This window comes from Mesorhizobium neociceri (assembly GCF_013520985.1).
Taxonomy (GTDB): domain Bacteria; phylum Pseudomonadota; class Alphaproteobacteria; order Rhizobiales; family Rhizobiaceae; genus Mesorhizobium; species Mesorhizobium neociceri.
In genome coordinates this window covers 1-14,930 of record NZ_JACDTY010000025.1, presented here as the reverse complement: position 1 = coordinate 14,930, position 14,930 = coordinate 1, and the positions used below count along the sequence as shown (strand labels likewise).

Here is a 14,930-nt window from a genome sequence, read left to right as displayed (position 1 = left end):
CAATAGGCGTGGGCCATGTTCAGGTTCAAACGCCGCCGCTTCGTGAAGACTGATTTTCTCGGCCATTCGAGGATCGGAGCGGGCTCGCTGCTCGGCATCACCTGTGTCGGCAAGCTGGACGGGGGTGGTGCTCAGGTCCATGCCGTGATGTCGGCGATCCTGTTTTCGCGGGCAGCCGGGATTGCCTATTTCCATTCGCCGTTCACATCGGTGGGTGAGGGTGAGGAGCCGGAGGTTTTTGCGGCACGGTGGGAAGCGGCCTTCAATCTCGGGCAAGGTGCTCCCCGCGTTCCCGATGGCGTGCCGATCATTTCCGGCGAGACGTTCAGCCAGGGCTATCGCGGCGCGCCGGCCGTTGTCACGCAGCGGCATTTCCATGGCTTTGCCGAGCGCAATCCCGACCTTTACAGCCAGCTGGCCGATGAATTTCGCGCCCGGCTCGCTTTGCCGCCGCGCAGTTTTGACAAACCCACCATCGCCGTTCACGTCAGGCGTGGCGATGTCGCCGGTAATGCGGCTCACGCATCCCGCCTGACCGACAACGCCACCATCTTGCGAAACATCAGCCACGTGCTGCGCGACCACCCGCGGCACCGTGTCGTCATCTTCTCGCAAGGCGTCGAATCCGACTTTGGACCGTTGGCCGACAGCTGTGCGTTCGAGCTGAATTCGAATGTGTTTTCCACGATCTCGGCATTGATCGCGGCCGACTGCCTGATCATGGCGAAAAGCTCGCTGAGTTATGTCGCCGGCTTGCTGTCCAAGGGCAGCGTGTACTACGAACCGTTCTGGCACGGGCCACTGTCGTCCTGGCGGGTTTTGCCGAAGCCGCCGCGCGCGCTGCGCCAAGCGATCTGGGGATGATTTCATGAACAGTTTCTCTGCCCGAGTTGGTGTCGCCGCTGCGGCGATCCGCGAAATCTTTCCCGAAACGCCGCTGCAGGAAAACGACTATCTGTCGAAGAAGACCGGGGCGCGGGTGTTGTTGAAGCGCGAGGATCTTTCGCCGGTGCGCTCCTACAAGATCCGTGGCGCCTTCAACTTCTTCCGCAAGGCGCTGGCTGCCGGCAATGAGGCCGAGCTGTTCGTCTGTGCTTCGGCCGGCAACCATGCGCAGGGCTTTGCCTTCGTGTGCCGCCATTTCGGCAAGAAGGGCGTCGTCTTCATGCCGGTGACGACACCGCAGCAGAAGATCGACAAGACGCGGCTGTTCGGTGGCGACTTCGTCGAGATCAGGCTGGTCGGCGATTTCTTCGACGACTGCTACCGCGCTGCCTTCGAATTCACCGAAAGTTCCGGCGCGCATATGGTGCCGCCCTTCGACCACAAGGATATCATCGAGGGGCAGGCAACGGTCGCCTATGAGATTGCAGACCAGATGCCCGGCGCGCGCATGCCCGACATCATCATGCTGCCGGTCGGCGGCGGTGGCCTGGCCGCCGGTGTGACGCACTATTTCGCCGACCAGCAACGCGAAGCCCGCTACGTCTTCTGCGAGCCGGCCGGGGCGCCGAGCCTGCATGAGAGCCTGGCCAGCGGAAAGCGCATCAGGCTCGCCAATGTCGACAATTTCGTCGACGGCGCGGCGGTCGCCGAGATCGGCCGCGAGCCGTTGCGCCACCTCAAGGAGTTCGCAGCTGACGCCGTGCGTCTGATCCCCGAGAACCGGCTCTGCGCCACCATGATCGAGATGCTCAACATCGAAGGCGTGGTGCTGGAGCCGGCCGGCGCGCTGGCGATCGATGCGCTGAAGGATTTTTCGCGCAAGGAAATTCGCGGCAAGACCATCGTCGCGGTGGTGTCGGGCGGCAATTTCGATTTCGAGCGGCTGCCCGACGTGAAGGAGCGGGCGCTGCGCTTCGAGGGACTGAAGAAATACTTCATCATCCGTTTCCCGCAGCGGCCGGGCGCGCTGCGAGACTTCCTCGAAATGCTGGGACCCGACGACGACATTGCCCGCTTCGAATATCTGAAAAAATCGGCGCGCAATTTCGGTTCTGTGCTGATCGGCATCGAAACAAAGGACCGGCGCAATTTCGACCTGCTGAAGGCGAATTTCGAGGCCGAGGGCGTGCACTATCAGGACATCACCGACAACGAGACCCTGGCGGGCTTCATCATATGAGCGGTAGGGTCTTTGTTGCGCTGTTTTCCGGCATCAATGTCGGCGGCAACCGCATCGTCAAAATGGCGGAGTTGCGGGCGTTTTTCGAGGCGCTCGGTTTCATCGACGTCGCCAGCTATGTGCAAAGCGGCAACGTCGTGTTCCGGGCGAAGAAGGGCGACGCAACCGCGCTGACGAAACAGATCGAGACCGCCTTCGAGAAAAAATGGGGCTTTCATTCGCGCATCATGGTGCGCGATCTCGCCTGGTTCGAGCGGTTGGTGAGTGAAAATCCCTATCCGGAAGTGGCCGGCGATCCGACCAAGCTTCACGCCTATACGCTGGAGCGCCAGCCGACAGCCGAGGAAATTTCCAGGCTTGCCGAAAAGTGCACCGGCCCCGAAAGCTTCGAGGTCAAGGGCGACGTGCTCTACCTCAAAGCGCCGGACGGGCTCGGTAAATCGGCGTTCGCCAACATTCTGCCGCGCACACTGAAAGTACCGGGCACCGCGCGCAACTGGCGCTCGGTGCTGGCGCTGCTGGAGATGGCCGGCAAGTCCGGCAGCGATGGTTAGGTCGAAACCAGTGGTGCTTTGAATGGACCGAGTTCGATCCAGCAAAGCTTGCTGATGGGGGATATTTGCCTTTGCCCTTTCTCGCACTTGCCTCCCTGTTTATCAGCGCCTGGATAGGCGTGGCGCTGCATGAGGCTTCCCACGCCGCCGCCGCGCGTTTGGCCAATTTGCAAATAAGAGAAGTTCGCGTTGGCAAAGGACCAACAGTGTTTCGCACCCGTCTGCTTGAGACGGACTTTTATCTTGGGCTCATCCCGCTGGGTGGTTGGGTCAGGACATTTCCTTCATTGCGGTATTCGAAGTCCGCGATGCTGCTTTTTTACGCCGCAGGGCCGGCGATGGACCTCACCTGGTTCGCCGTTTTGATCACGACACTGGTCAACTATCGTGATTCAGAACTGGGCGGCGCTATCCTGGCGCCTGCGATCATAGTGCAGGGTATGATGCTTTTCGGGAATCTTGTGCCGCACCATGCAAAACTCTACGGCGAGCGCTTGCCGAACGATATGCTGGCATTGTTGAAGACAGCTTTCGCAAAGGGCGATCCAAATGCTGCATATCGCGAGAGTTATCTCAACGCGGTGCGCCGATATGCCGACCCCATGGAACCGCCTTTTCAGCTGTCAGGTCGGTCCGATCGAATCGCGGCCCATTTGTTCGAACGAGATGCGTCATCTCCGCATCTGACGGACGAGAGAATTGCAGCGCTTGAGCATGAGTTGGCTTTAACGACGTCCCGAAGCGGGCAACTTCTCATAATCGATAACATTGCAACCAATATTGTGGCGCATAGAACCCCGCGTCACGATGCTTACCTCGATTGGCTGACTGCAAGGGCCGTCGCGCTTTTTCCCGAACTCCCGACGCTGAAGGGAACCCGGGGTGCAGCTCTTGCGAGATTGGGGCGCTACGAGGAGGCTTTGGCTATCCTTGACGAAGCCGACCACTCCGAGGACTTCAACCGCTGCCTGAATGCAGCGTTCAGGGCATTGGCCCATTTTCACCTGGGCAGAGGCAAGTTGGCGACAGCGGAATTTGACACCGCCGCTGCCATCTTGCGATCCCAGGACTGGGCAAGCTGGATTGGCAGCGAAATAGTGAACGCCATCGGGGCGGAGATCGGGTATTCGACACAGGTGATTGAGCGCGGCTCCCCGGCCGCCGACCCGCTTAAGTAGCCTGCTTCCAGTCGAAGATCAGCTCCTCGCGGAAGGCAAAGCGCTTGATGTGATCGGCAACGACGCTTTCCAGGCGCTCCAGCGATCCGCCTTCATCTGTCGACACCGTGATATGCAGCGCTGCCGCATCGGCATCGAGGACCGTGCGGCCCAGCGACAGATCGATGGTGCCATGGTTCGGATCGAACTCGACGGGAAATTTGTGTGCCCAGTGCTTGCACAACTGCTGCAGATAGCGGCTGGCATACGCGGTGGTGACATCGACACGGCTGGTCGGCATGAATGAATTCTCCTGGATGGGGCGCTGGCTGTGCCTGGCTGGCGCGTCGGCAATTACATAGGTGCGGTAGCCCGAAACGGCAAAGGCGGCCGGCATGTCGGCGCGGCCGCCTTGCTCAAGATGGCGTGATCGCTACCAGGTGCCGGTGTTCGGCATTGAAGCCCATGGCTCGGCCTTGGGTTTGGCCGGTCCCTTCTGCAGCAGCTCGAAGGAGATTCCGTCCGGCGACTTGACGAAAGCCATGTTGCCGTCGCGCGGCGGCCGGTTGATGATGACGCCATTGTCCATCAGATGCTGGCAAGTGGCGTAGATGTCGTCGACCTCATAGGCGAGGTGGCCGAAATTGCGGCCGCCCTTATAGTCTTCAGGGTCCCAATTGTAGGTCAGCTCGATCAGCGGCGCCTTGTCGGCGATGCCGCTCTCTTCATCCTCGGAGGCGGCGAGGAAGATCAGCGTGAAGCGGCCCTGCTCGTTTTCGTAGCGGCGCACTTCCTTCAGGCCGAGCTTATTGACATAGAAATCGAGCGAGACATCGACGTCGGCGACACGGACCATGGTGTGGAGGTAGCGCATAGGATTTCCTCGGGGATGTTTGGGTTGCGAGGCAACATAGGGTCCACCCCGCCGAAGGGCAACGAGCATCGGATTGAAAAAGTGGTCGCCGGTTTTGGAAAAGTCAGATTGCTCTGACAAAAGCGTTGGACGCAACTGGTTGCCGATTTCGGCAAAATCCTGGGCAAATTGCCGACCGGTTGACGGTCTGGACAGATGGTCATTGCGGCCGGCAGCAACGCCGGCAAACAACAAATCAGCTATTCCTGTATCCAACCGTGAAAAAAGGCACGGCAGGTCTTGCACACCCCGGAAGCGGCGGTGTTAATCTGATATCAAGAATCACTTGCAGTTTTCTTGAAAAAAAGGGGGCGTTCTTATGGGGGATAGGGCCTCTTTCACGAGGCGGGATGAGAACCTTGACGACGCCCTGCAGCGCGACAGTGGCGGCGACACCGCCGACCTGGTCGAAATCGCCGGCGCCATCAAATGGTTCGACGTGGCCAAGGGCTACGGCTTCATACTTCCCGATGACGGTTTTTCGGGTGACATCCTCCTCCATGTGACCTGTCTTCGAAAGGACGGTTTCCAGACTGCATTGGAGGGCGCGCGCGTCGTGTGCCTCGTCAAGCATGGCGACCGCGGCTTGCAGGCGTTCCGGGTGCTGTGCATGGACACCACCACGGCAATCCATCCGGCAGAGATGCAGGAACAGCGCACCCATGTGTCGGTGACGCCGGAAAGCGGGCTCGAACGGGCGCTGGTGAAGTGGTTCAACCGCACCAAGGGCTTCGGCTTCCTGACGCGGGGCGAGGGCACCGAGGATATCTTCGTCCATATGGAGACGCTGCGCCGCTACGGCATCACCGAGCTCAGGCCGGGACAGGTCGTGCTGGTGCGCTTCGGGCGCGGTGACAAAGGCCTTATGGCCGCCGAGATTCACCCCGATATGGGCACCTTGCCGGTCGCGCATTAGGACGCGAGCCCTCCCGAAGGATTCGGGACGGCTCGCTTTCTTTGTTTGACCATGATCTCCAGCGAAAACCGGGTTCCCTTTCGGGATGATGGTTTTCGGGTCGAGGGTTTTGAAATGGCGCACAGGAACTGGCTGACAGCAGGCGCGCTCTGCGTCATCGTTGCCGTGGCCGCCGGCGCATATTTCTACTCGGGGCAGCCGACCGCGTCCCAGCAGGCTCCCGCCGACAGCCAGGCGATGATCCTTCCGGTCGATCCGACGCCGCTGGTCGTGGCGACGAAAGATGGAGACAAATCCTTCACCATCGAAATCGCCAACACCGAAGCAGAGCGCGAGGCCGGCCTGATGTATCGCCAGGACATGGCGGACGATCATGGCATGCTGTTCGTGTTCGAGATGCAGAAGCAGGTCGGCTTCTGGATGCGCAACACGCCGATGCCTCTCGACCTGATTTTTGTCGGCCAGGACGGCAAGATCCGGGCAGTCAAACACGGCGAGCCGCTATCCGACGCGGTCATCTCGCCAGGTGTGCCGGTGCGCTTCGTGCTCGAGCTCAAGGCCGGCACCGCCGCTAAAAACGGCATCGAGTATGGCGATCTGCTGCGCCATCCGGCCGTCGGTACGGTCTCCGGCCCAGGCATGCCGCCGGCGGACAAGGGCGATTCGCCCACGCCCGGCGCCGGCTGAGCGGCGTCGATGCAGTTCTTTTCGCATGACGGGTTCGACCTCGCTTTCCTCGATCGCCAGCCGGCGTCGGGTAATGGCGATCCGGTGCTGATGATCCACGGCTTTGCCTCCAGCCATTATGTCAACTGGGTATCGCCCGGCTGGTTCAAGACGCTGAACGACGCCGGCTACCGCGCCATCGCCTTCGATAATCGCGGCCATGGCTCGTCGTCGAAGAGCTATGACGAGGCCGATTACACGCCGGCCAAAATGGCTTCGGATGCGGCGGCGCTGCTCGACCATCTCGGCATCGGCCGTGCGCATGTCATGGGCTATTCGATGGGTGCGCGCATCTCAGCGTTCCTGGCGCTGTCCGATCCGGACAAGGTGGCGACGCTGGTCTTCGGCGGCCTCGGCATCGGCATGGTCGATGGCGTCGGCGATTGGGACCCGATCGCCGAAGCGCTGCTGGCCGACGATCCGGCCGCCACCAGCCATCCGCGCGGCCGCTCGTTCCGCGCCTTTGCCGATCAGACGCGCAGCGACCGCCGGGCGCTGGCGGCCTGCATCGCAAAGTCGCGTGAATTGCTGAGCGAAGATGACATGACGCGCATCGCCCAGCCGACGTTGATTGCGGTGGGGACGACAGACGATATCGGCGGTTCGCCCGACGAGCTTGCCGCGCTGATGCCCAACGCCAGGGCATTTCACATCGAGGGCCGCGATCATATGCTGGCCGTCGGCGACAAGACCTTCAAGCAGCGCGTGCTGGAGTTTTATGCCGAAAATCCGCTCTGAGGCGGACGGCGATCTGAATCGGTGGCGCTCTTGCCTCAAACCGGAACCGCCATGGTCGAGCTTCTCGTCACCTATATGGAGATGACCGCCCTGCCGTCAGGTAGGGCTTTCGTGCCGACAGAGCCGGTCACGGTGGCACTGGAAAGGCTGGACAGCGTTGGTTACATCAGCCTCTACCGCGCCGTCGGCGAGCCGGTGCAGTGGGACCAGCGGCTGCGCATGGCGACTGAAGAGCTCGAGCGCCTGCTGGCGCTACCCTCGACACACATCTATGTGCTGCGCGTCGAGGGCGAGCCCGCCGGCCTGTGCGAGTTCAACGGCGTCGGCCATCCGGACGTCGAGCTGGTTCATTTCGGGTTGGTTCCCGCTTTCCAGGGCCGCAGGCTCGGGCCGTTCCTGCTCGACCAGGCGCTTCGCGCCGTCTGGTCGCATGCGCCGCGAAGGGTCTGGCTGCATACCGACACTTATGACCATCCGTCGGCGCAATCGGTCTACAGGCGGGCAGGCTTCAGGCAGTATGCCCAGCGCATGGAGACCTTCCCCGACTAGGACGTACTGATGTTCATTCGGTCGTAAGAGCCTCGATCGAGCGCGCAATGTTCTGCCTGGCCTGCGGTTCGAACCGCCGCCGGAATTCGTCCGTGTGGAAAATGTGGTCGCGGGCCAGGAAAGTCTTCAGAACAGCGCTGCGGCCGGCGCGCCACATCGCCTCCTCGACCCAGGCATATTCGAGCCGGACCGCACGCTCATAGGCATCGAACGTAGCCGGCGCGGCGCCCAGGATCGACAGATCCATGTCGAGGAACAGGCTGGCGTCGCGTATTGCCGCCGCGTCGTCGAACGACGGCAGCTGGTGCGTTGATGTGGCGAGGATCATCGCGCTGATACGGCTCAAGCGTTCCGCATCGGTGCGTCCAGCCAGGTTTTTCTCGGCAAAGGCCGCACTTTGCGGCTCATTATCCTTGGCCTTGCTGTCATAGATGGCATCGTGGAACCAGATCGCGGCCTCGACGGCTTCGGGATCATGCAGCGACGCGCGATAGTCGTCGGCCAGCGCCAGCATGGCCTCGATATGTCTGAGGTTGTGATAGTGGCGGCCTTCGGCCCGATAGAGCGCCGAAAGTTCCCGCTTCAGCGGTCCGTCGATCAACGGCTGGTCTTTCAAGTTTGTCATCCGTCCAGTTTAACCGGCCCCAGCCCCTCGGAGTCAAAACCAATCATTTCAAACCTTGCGCGGGCTGGGGCTCTGGGGAATGTTGCCACTCTATTCAACTGAGGAGGCTGACATGACGAATACCACGCCGGGGACGATCGACATGAAGCTGGAGGCCGTCATCATTGCGGTTGCGGATGCCGAGCGCTCCAAGCGTTTTTATGGTGGTCTCGGTTGGCGGCTCGACGCCGATTTCGTTGTCGGTGAAGCGTTTCGGGTCGTGCAGTTCACGCCGCCGGGTTCGCCATGCTCGATCCACTTCGGCAAGGGCCTGACGACAGCCGCGCCGGGCTCGGCCAAGGGGCTTTATCTCGTCGTATCCGATATCGTGGCGGCGCATGCCGAACTCGTGGCGCGCGGCGTCGAGGCGAGCGAGGTGTTCCACCGTACAGGCCCTGGGCAGCCGCCGGTCAGCTGCAGGCATCCGGATGGGCGCAGCTATTCCTCCTATGTCACGTTCAGCGATCCGGACGGCAACAGCTTCATCCTGCAGGAGATCACCCAGCGATTGCCGGGGCGCGTGGATGCCGGCGACACGATATTCACCTCGTCTGGCGAACTTGCCGCGGCGCTGCGGCGCGCGGCGGCGGCACATGGCGAGCACGAGAAGCGGACCGGCGGACAGCATGATGTGAACTGGCCCGACTGGTATGCCGAATACATGGTGGCGGAACAGGCTGGAAAACCGCTGCCGACCTGAACGCCCACAGCGCGGCGTCATCGGCGTCGCGCGGGTCTGCCGGCCCGTTTTCTAGCGGGCGGTGATCAAGGGTTCGTTTTCCATGGCGGCTTGAATCTGCGTGAACCAAATCCATTTGATGAAGCACTAAGGAAAATTGAGTTCAATCGTGCTATGATCTGGCCTATATGTGCGGCCGGACAACAGCCGGCAGGCCGGAGACGTCGATGAACAGCATTACGATTGCCCGCCCTACAATGGTGCAGCCGGTCGATCCGATCTGGCGCTCGATCCGCGACGAGGCGATGGAAGCGGTCAACCGCGACCCGCTTCTGGCGGCGTTCCTCTATTCGACCATCCTCAACCAGGAGAGCCTGGAAGAAGCGGTCATCCACCGGATCGCCGAGCGGCTCGCCCATCAGGACATTGGTTCCGATCTCATCCGCCAGACCTTCAAGTCGATGCTGGCCGACGACAAGGAATGGTCGTCCACCGTGCGTGTCGACATCCAGGCCTATTACGATCGCGATCCGGCCTGCGACCGCTTCATCATGCCGGTGCTCTATTTCAAGGGTTTCCATGCCATCCAGACGCACAGGCTGGCGCATTGGCTGTGGAACCAGGGCCGCAAGGATTTCGCGCTCTATCTGCAGAGCCGCTCGTCCTCCGTGTTCCAGACCGACATCAACCCGGCCGCCCGTATCGGCAAGGGCATCTTCATCGACCACGCCACCGGCCTCGTCGTCGGCGAGACGGCTGTGATCGAGGACGATGTGTCGATCCTGCACGGTGTGACGCTGGGCGGCACCGGCAAGGCCGGCGGCGACCGTCACCCGAAGATTCGCTACGGCGTGCTGATCGGCGCCGGCGCCAAGATCCTCGGCAATATCGAGGTCGGCCATTGCTCGAAGATCGCGGCAGGCTCGGTGGTGCTGTCGCCGGTGCCCCACAACAAGACGGTTGCAGGTGTGCCGGCCCGCGTCGTCGGCGAGACCGGCTGCGACCAGCCTTCACGCCAGATGGACCAGCTTTTGCCGTCGCAGTCGATGGACCAGGTCGTCAGCTTCGACATCTGATCTGCACGATCCGGTGTGCTGGGCTGAAGTCCGGCTGCCGGCGCTGTTGCCGCTTAAGTTCTCGTTCTATCCAGCCGGCTTGCCTTTACATCGCCATTGTCGACGTGCCAGAAGCGCGTTCCAACGAGCAAGCCCGACGATCGGAGAAGACTTTTGAAGCCGGACGAAATCAGAAAGCTGGACGCCTATTTCAAGCGCGTCTTCCAGAATCCCAAACTCGAAGTGAAGGCGCGGCCGCGCAAGGAAGATTCGGCCGAGGTCTATGTCGGCGACGAGTTCCTCGGCATCGTCTTCAAGGACGAGGACGACGGCGACTATAATTTCTCGATGGCGATCCTAGACATCGATCTGGCCTGAGCCAGGGCTTTGCGGCTGACCGGACCTGCCATAGTGCAGGCCGGCAGCCTTTCACATTCAGAAAATATGCAACGAATTCGGGCAGCTATCTCGCTGCCTTGAGGACGCGTGTGGCCTCGGCGATGATTGCCGCGTCGAGCGCCGGCCAATTGCCCAGAAATTCGCGGGGAAAGCGGTAGGTCAGGCTGAGGCTATCGCCGACCTGGATGTCACGCTCGCAGGGCGCCAACGATTCCTCGGCACTCGGTCCGCTCAGGCAGCGGGCGACGAACGGGTCCTTGCCGGGGCGGCCGGCAACCGCAAGCACCTCGTTGAGATAGCCCGATTTTTCGTTGAAACCGTAAATCATCGTGCCGCCCGGGCCGGGGGTTCCGGGCTGGCTGATCAGCGCGCTGTAGATCGGCGCGAAACGGCCGCTCATGTCGCGCGACATCATCTGCGGCTCGAACGACAGGAAGATGATGTTTTTGGCCGTTCCCGTGTGGTTGAAATCATCGCGGGCGGCTTCGCTGTAACCCTCCATCTGGGGATAGCGCAGATAGAGGTCGAGGCGCGAAGCGATGCCGTCGCGGCGCGCCTGCAGGAAGCGGATGGCGTTGGCAGGCACGGCAATGACATTGTTGCCGATCACCACCCGTTGGATCGTGGTGTCGTCGGTGTAGCCGGCCATGGCGATCGAGCGGCCGAACCATTTTCCGCCAAGGCTGATCGCCAGCGACAGCAGCGCAAGCGCCGCAAAGGCATAAAACACCCGCTTCATCAGCACGGAATCGACGACGTTGAATTCTTCGACGGCTGCCTGCTTCATCGCAATCCCCACAACGGCCGCTCCTGTCCTTGGACGGCACACATGCCGCGGCATGGCTCTTGCAGCGCGGCTGTCGGACGCGACTGTGCGATTTCATGGTAAACGGAAGGTAAAGATGAGCCTGCTGATGCCCGTTCTCTTCGCTTTTGCCGTCGGGCTCACCGCCTGCGGGCTCACTGGGTCCGTGATGGAACTCGTGGCGGGCCGCCGGCTTGCGTTTGCAGACCCCTACGTGTCGCCATCGCATATCCTGCGCTCGCTGGCCGCCACCGCTTGCGCCGGGCCGTTCATGCTCGCCAACGATGCGCTGGATGCGCGGCGGGAAGGCCGCATTTCGACGCTGATGCTGATGTCCTGCGGCTGCACCGTGATGGCCTGGGCGCTGGCGCTGGGCATCGTGCTGATCGCCATTGCCTCCTGGGGCGTCGGCTCTCCCGGAGCGGCTCAGCTTTTGGTGGAATCGCTGGCCCGGTATTTGTCTTGAGCTGAAAACCGTTACGCGGTTTTCCCTAGGAAAAACCGCCACGCGGTTTTCCCAGGATTGTTTTAGGGTTCGTCCCGGACTGAGACGAATCGGAGACTAAAATGCCGACCTATGCGATCGACGGAAAGGCGCCCCGTTTCGAGGATGCCGACAGCAACTGGATCGCGCCGGACGCCACGTTGATCGGCGACATCAACGTCGGCCGCAATGCCGGCTTCTGGTTTGGCGTGGTTATCCGTGGTGACAATGAGCCAATCGTCATCGGCGCCGACAGCAATGTTCAGGAACACACGGTGATGCACACCGACCCCGGCTTTCCGCTGACGACCGGGCAGGGCTGCACCATCGGCCACCGGGCTTTGCTGCATGGCTGCACGATCGGCGACAACAGCCTGATCGGTATGGGCGCCATCGTGCTGAACGGCGCCAGGATCGGCAAGAACTCACTGGTCGGCGCCGGCGCGCTGGTTACCGAAGGCAAGGAATTTCCCGACAACTCACTGATCGTCGGCTCGCCCGCGCGAGTGATCAGGACGCTGGACGACGCCGCAATCGCCAGGCTGCACGCCTCTGCCGCGCACTATGTCGCCAACGGCAAGCGGTTCAAGGCCGGACTGAAGAAGGCGTAGCGGCGATCCACCAACGGGCTGCCGGTAGGGAGCCCGCCGAGATGAACGGATGGGCGTGGTTCGGCAACTACCTCATCGACATCAAGTTCGTGATCAGGCCTGCCTTGATGTCGAGCACGGGTCGATGGGCCTCGGGATGACCGATGTCCTTCAACTGGTCGGGCGTCAAACCGGTCAGCGCCCTGCGTCTTGCGATGGTTCGCCGCCATCCGCTGAAGGTGGCGATCAATATTGCGAGGCTTTTCCTGCCAAATCCAAACAAGTGTCTTTTCGACACGTTGCGGCCGGTGCGAGTTTCCGTGTCAGCCATTTTGGTCTCCCATTTCGAGATTTGCGAGCGGGAGGGTGCCACGCAGGTTTTTTTGGGCTGTTCGGCTGAGCGTTAAAAAAATGGAAACGCCCGACGAGCTGGCGTTAAATCGATGTTAAATCCATCCGTCGAAATGCTATTCTGCCGCGGCGATCAAAGTCTGGAGACGATCTGTGCGCATCAGGTTGCTGGGCGGCCTCGAGGTTACTTCCCCGGAGCGCAGGCCTGTCCATTTCGCTACGCGCAAGACTTCGCTTCTTTTTGCCGCCCTGGTCCTCGCGGGTCGCCGCGGCCATCGTCGCGAGCAACTTTCCGAGGCCTTTTGGCCGGGACGAAGCAATGGCCAGGCTCGTAATAGCTTGCGGCAAGCCCTGGTCGATATCCGGCGCTCGTTCCCGACCAGCAGGGATGCAACCCTCTACATCGATGGGAATCAGGAAGCAGTCGCGCTGATTGCCGGTCCGGATGAAACCGATATTTCGATCTTCGACCGGAAGTTTGAGGAGGGCCGAGCGGCTGATCTCGCCTTCGCCGCGGACCTCTACCGCGGTGGGGTACTTGCAGGGGAAACCATTCCTGAGGAACTGGATGAGTGGTTTGGACCCTATCTGGACAGGTATCAGCGCAAGGCGCTGCAGTTGGTCGATCGGCTGAGCCTGGCGCTGCCTACACCCGGCTCAACGGAAGAGGTTGCCTGCGAAGGGCTCGCGGAGAGATTGCTCGCCTCAGATCCTGCCGCGGAGGCCGCCCATCGGGCGCTGATCCGGATCTATGCTCATCGAGGTCAAGAAAACGTGGCCTTGCGCCAGTTCGAGCTCTGTCGGAATGTTCTGAAAAAGCAGCTGGATGCGGAGCCGGAGGCGCAGACAAGCTCACTGGCGATTTCTCTGCGGTCCCGCGAACGAACTGGACACCAGCGCCCGGAGCCAAGCTCTGGCGTCGCGGTGCCAGCGCTGGCAGTCCCAATGAGGCACGACGACCAGCCATCGATTGCGGTGCTGCCGTTTCAGAATTTAAGCGGTGATATAGAACAGGAATATTTTGCCGACGGTATGGTGGAAGACATTGTCACCGCTCTGGCCCACTTCCGCCACCTGTTTGTGGTCGCACGGAATTCGAGTTTTACCTACAAGGGACGGTCCATAGACATAAAGCAGGTGGGGCGCGAGCTGGGCGTGCGCTATGTGGTCGAGGGCAGCGTGCGCCGAGCGGGTGACCGCCTGCGCATAGCCGGGCAGCTCATAGACACCTCGACCGGAGCCTATCTCTGGGCCGATCGTTTTGACGGAACGCTCGCCGAAATGTTCGATCTGCAGGACCAGATCGCATCGAGCATCGTCGGCGCAATCACGCCGAAGGTGGAGGAAGCTGAGATCGAGCGTGCCAAACGCAAGCCGACGGAAAGCCTCGACGCCTACGACTACTATCTCCGCGGGCTCGCGGCCTTTGACCGAACGATCACTAGTAGATCGGCCACTGACGATGCCTTGCGCCTCTTCATGAAGGCGATCGACCGTGACCCGGAGTTCGCGATAGCCCATGCGCGGGCGGCGCGGTGCTACGCTACCCGAAAAAGCAACGGCTGGATGGTCGACCGCGCGGAAGAGATTGCCGAGGCTACTCGACTGGCCAGGAGAGCGGTCGAACTCGGAAGGGACGATGCGATTGCGCTTTCCTACGGCGGATACGTCCTCGGCTACGTAGGCGGCGACCTTGATGACAGTGCGGCTTGCATCGATCGCGCGCTCGCTCTCAACCCGAACTTGGCCGCTGCTTTGGGCGTCAGCAGCTGGGTGAGGGCGTGCTTGGGCGAGCCAGGCAAGGCCGTCGAGCACGCCGCGCTTGCCATGCGCCTAAGCCCATTGGATCCACGCCTGTTCGCATGGCAGTTCAACACCGGGCTCGCTTATTTTTGTGCCCGCCACTACGATGAAGCTGTCGCTTGGGCGGGAAAGTCGCTGCGGCACCAGCCGAACTACGTGAGCGCGATGCGGGTAATGGCGGCGGGTCATGCCCTTGCCGGGCGCCTATCGGAAGCGCAGCAAATGGTGGCCCGGATCTGCGCGTTCGATCCGTTGCTGCGGCTTTCGAATCTCGCCGAGGTGCTGCCGCCGTTTTATCGACCGGACGATCGCAGCAGATATATCGAGGGCCTCCGCAAGGCGGGCCTGCCGGACTAACGCGGTTCCCAAAACAGTGGAGCCGGCCCGGGGACGGGGCCGGCTCCTAAAACCCGGTCGTTGGG

Annotated in this window: 19 protein-coding genes; 14 read left to right on the top strand and 5 right to left on the bottom strand. The window is 61.6% G+C overall.

The genetic code is table 11. The annotated features are described in order from the left end of the window. Nucleotides 1-15: 15 nt before the first annotated feature. The 4 genes from H0241_RS30755 to H0241_RS30740 all read left to right on the top strand — a co-directional run bounded on the left by H0241_RS30755 (nucleotide 16) and on the right by H0241_RS30740 (nucleotide 3,857). Complete coding sequence (locus H0241_RS30755; RefSeq protein WP_181061523.1) at nucleotides 16-864, top strand: O-fucosyltransferase family protein; 849 nt, start codon at nucleotides 16-18, stop codon at nucleotides 862-864. A gap of 4 nt (nucleotides 865-868) precedes the next feature. After that, a complete protein-coding gene (gene ilvA / locus H0241_RS30750) occupies nucleotides 869-2,125 on the top strand; it encodes a threonine ammonia-lyase IlvA (RefSeq protein WP_181061522.1) in 1,257 nt (418 codons plus the stop codon). Further along, a complete protein-coding gene (locus H0241_RS30745; RefSeq protein WP_181061521.1) occupies nucleotides 2,122-2,679 on the top strand; it encodes a DUF1697 domain-containing protein in 558 nt (185 codons plus the stop codon). The genes ilvA and H0241_RS30745 overlap by 4 nt, the downstream gene beginning before the upstream one ends. A gap of 71 nt (nucleotides 2,680-2,750) precedes the next feature. Next, a complete protein-coding gene (locus H0241_RS30740) occupies nucleotides 2,751-3,857 on the top strand; it encodes a site-2 protease family protein (RefSeq protein WP_181061520.1) in 1,107 nt (368 codons plus the stop codon). Here H0241_RS30740 and H0241_RS30735 read toward each other — a convergent pair. Further along, nucleotides 3,850-4,137 carry a DUF2218 domain-containing protein gene (locus H0241_RS30735; RefSeq protein WP_181061585.1) on the bottom strand — a complete coding sequence of 96 codons (288 nt, stop codon included), beginning with the start codon at nucleotides 4,135-4,137 and terminating at the stop codon, nucleotides 3,850-3,852. The genes H0241_RS30740 and H0241_RS30735 overlap by 8 nt on opposite strands. A gap of 132 nt (nucleotides 4,138-4,269) precedes the next feature. Then, a complete protein-coding gene (locus H0241_RS30730) occupies nucleotides 4,270-4,710 on the bottom strand; it encodes a VOC family protein (protein ID WP_181061519.1) in 441 nt (146 codons plus the stop codon). Between the two features lie 358 nt (nucleotides 4,711-5,068). On the opposite strand from H0241_RS30730, the gene H0241_RS30725 reads away from it, so the two are divergent. The 4 genes from H0241_RS30725 to H0241_RS30710 all read left to right on the top strand — a co-directional run bounded on the left by H0241_RS30725 (nucleotide 5,069) and on the right by H0241_RS30710 (nucleotide 7,678). Next, nucleotides 5,069-5,665: a cold-shock protein gene (locus H0241_RS30725; RefSeq protein WP_181061518.1), complete on the top strand. Its 597-nt coding sequence runs from the start codon at nucleotides 5,069-5,071 to the stop codon at nucleotides 5,663-5,665. A gap of 114 nt (nucleotides 5,666-5,779) precedes the next feature. Beyond that, a complete protein-coding gene (locus H0241_RS30720) occupies nucleotides 5,780-6,352 on the top strand; it encodes a DUF192 domain-containing protein (protein ID WP_181061517.1) in 573 nt (190 codons plus the stop codon). A gap of 9 nt (nucleotides 6,353-6,361) precedes the next feature. Further along, entirely contained in the window at nucleotides 6,362-7,129 is a 768-nt protein-coding gene (locus H0241_RS30715) for an alpha/beta fold hydrolase (protein ID WP_181061516.1), read from the top strand. Nucleotides 7,130-7,180: 51 nt separating this feature from the next. Next, a complete protein-coding gene (locus H0241_RS30710) occupies nucleotides 7,181-7,678 on the top strand; it encodes a GNAT family N-acetyltransferase (RefSeq protein ID WP_181061515.1) in 498 nt (165 codons plus the stop codon). A 13-nt stretch (nucleotides 7,679-7,691) separates the two neighbouring features. On the opposite strand, the gene H0241_RS30705 is transcribed toward H0241_RS30710, so the two are convergent. Further along, nucleotides 7,692-8,303: an HD domain-containing protein gene (locus H0241_RS30705; RefSeq protein WP_181061514.1), complete on the bottom strand. Its 612-nt coding sequence runs from the start codon at nucleotides 8,301-8,303 to the stop codon at nucleotides 7,692-7,694. A 112-nt stretch (nucleotides 8,304-8,415) separates the two neighbouring features. Between H0241_RS30705 and H0241_RS30700 the strand changes: the two genes are divergently transcribed. From H0241_RS30700 to H0241_RS30690, 3 genes are all read left to right on the top strand, one after another. Next, nucleotides 8,416-9,042 (top strand): VOC family protein, encoded by a 627-nt coding sequence (locus tag H0241_RS30700; protein ID WP_181061513.1) that lies wholly within the window; start codon nucleotides 8,416-8,418, stop codon nucleotides 9,040-9,042. 206 nt (nucleotides 9,043-9,248) lie between these two features. Next, nucleotides 9,249-10,097: a serine O-acetyltransferase gene (cysE, locus tag H0241_RS30695; RefSeq protein ID WP_142864913.1), complete on the top strand. Its 849-nt coding sequence runs from the start codon at nucleotides 9,249-9,251 to the stop codon at nucleotides 10,095-10,097. 153 nt (nucleotides 10,098-10,250) lie between these two features. Continuing rightward, entirely contained in the window at nucleotides 10,251-10,454 is a 204-nt protein-coding gene (locus H0241_RS30690) for a DUF3126 family protein (RefSeq protein ID WP_006200852.1), read from the top strand. A gap of 85 nt (nucleotides 10,455-10,539) precedes the next feature. Here H0241_RS30690 and H0241_RS30685 read toward each other — a convergent pair whose 3' ends face one another. Beyond that, nucleotides 10,540-11,262, bottom strand: a complete 723-nt coding sequence (locus H0241_RS30685) for a hypothetical protein (protein WP_181061512.1) — start codon at nucleotides 11,260-11,262, stop codon at nucleotides 10,540-10,542. A gap of 115 nt (nucleotides 11,263-11,377) precedes the next feature. Here H0241_RS30685 and H0241_RS30680 point away from each other — a divergent pair, with 115 nt between their 5' ends. Then, complete coding sequence (locus H0241_RS30680) at nucleotides 11,378-11,746, top strand: DUF6949 family protein (RefSeq protein WP_181061511.1); 369 nt, start codon at nucleotides 11,378-11,380, stop codon at nucleotides 11,744-11,746. Nucleotides 11,747-11,847: 101 nt separating this feature from the next. Continuing rightward, nucleotides 11,848-12,375 (top strand): gamma carbonic anhydrase family protein, encoded by a 528-nt coding sequence (locus H0241_RS30675; RefSeq protein WP_181061510.1) that lies wholly within the window; start codon nucleotides 11,848-11,850, stop codon nucleotides 12,373-12,375. 67 nt (nucleotides 12,376-12,442) lie between these two features. On the opposite strand, the gene H0241_RS30670 is transcribed toward H0241_RS30675, so the two are convergent. Then, complete coding sequence (locus H0241_RS30670; protein WP_181061509.1) at nucleotides 12,443-12,685, bottom strand: DUF1127 domain-containing protein; 243 nt, start codon at nucleotides 12,683-12,685, stop codon at nucleotides 12,443-12,445. Between the two features lie 173 nt (nucleotides 12,686-12,858). On the opposite strand from H0241_RS30670, the gene H0241_RS30665 reads away from it, so the two are divergent. Then, nucleotides 12,859-14,865, top strand: coding sequence for a BTAD domain-containing putative transcriptional regulator (locus H0241_RS30665; protein WP_181061508.1), 2,007 nt, complete (start codon nucleotides 12,859-12,861; stop codon nucleotides 14,863-14,865). Nucleotides 14,866-14,930 lie beyond the last annotated feature (65 nt).

What these genes read in the sequence shown, in the direction of transcription:
- H0241_RS30705 (WP_181061514.1), bottom strand. Translation starts at nt 8,303, where the DNA reads ATGACAAACTTGAAAGACCAGCCGTTGATCGACGGACCGCTGAAGCGG.
- H0241_RS30745 (WP_181061521.1), top strand. Translation starts at nt 2,122, where the DNA reads ATGAGCGGTAGGGTCTTTGTTGCGCTGTTTTCCGGCATCAATGTCGGC.
- H0241_RS30685 (WP_181061512.1), bottom strand. Translation starts at nt 11,262, where the DNA reads ATGAAGCAGGCAGCCGTCGAAGAATTCAACGTCGTCGATTCCGTGCTG.
- ilvA (WP_181061522.1), top strand. Translation starts at nt 869, where the DNA reads ATGAACAGTTTCTCTGCCCGAGTTGGTGTCGCCGCTGCGGCGATCCGC.
- H0241_RS30680 (WP_181061511.1), top strand. Translation starts at nt 11,378, where the DNA reads ATGAGCCTGCTGATGCCCGTTCTCTTCGCTTTTGCCGTCGGGCTCACC.
- H0241_RS30670 (WP_181061509.1), bottom strand. Translation starts at nt 12,685, where the DNA reads ATGGCTGACACGGAAACTCGCACCGGCCGCAACGTGTCGAAAAGACAC.
- H0241_RS30700 (WP_181061513.1), top strand. Translation starts at nt 8,416, where the DNA reads ATGACGAATACCACGCCGGGGACGATCGACATGAAGCTGGAGGCCGTC.
- cysE (WP_142864913.1), top strand. Translation starts at nt 9,249, where the DNA reads ATGAACAGCATTACGATTGCCCGCCCTACAATGGTGCAGCCGGTCGAT.
- H0241_RS30710 (WP_181061515.1), top strand. Translation starts at nt 7,181, where the DNA reads ATGGTCGAGCTTCTCGTCACCTATATGGAGATGACCGCCCTGCCGTCA.
- H0241_RS30730 (WP_181061519.1), bottom strand. Translation starts at nt 4,710, where the DNA reads ATGCGCTACCTCCACACCATGGTCCGTGTCGCCGACGTCGATGTCTCG.
- H0241_RS30755 (WP_181061523.1), top strand. Translation starts at nt 16, where the DNA reads ATGTTCAGGTTCAAACGCCGCCGCTTCGTGAAGACTGATTTTCTCGGC.
- H0241_RS30715 (WP_181061516.1), top strand. Translation starts at nt 6,362, where the DNA reads ATGCAGTTCTTTTCGCATGACGGGTTCGACCTCGCTTTCCTCGATCGC.
- H0241_RS30725 (WP_181061518.1), top strand. Translation starts at nt 5,069, where the DNA reads ATGGGGGATAGGGCCTCTTTCACGAGGCGGGATGAGAACCTTGACGAC.
- H0241_RS30735 (WP_181061585.1), bottom strand. Translation starts at nt 4,137, where the DNA reads ATGCCGACCAGCCGTGTCGATGTCACCACCGCGTATGCCAGCCGCTAT.
- H0241_RS30720 (WP_181061517.1), top strand. Translation starts at nt 5,780, where the DNA reads ATGGCGCACAGGAACTGGCTGACAGCAGGCGCGCTCTGCGTCATCGTT.
- H0241_RS30675 (WP_181061510.1), top strand. Translation starts at nt 11,848, where the DNA reads ATGCCGACCTATGCGATCGACGGAAAGGCGCCCCGTTTCGAGGATGCC.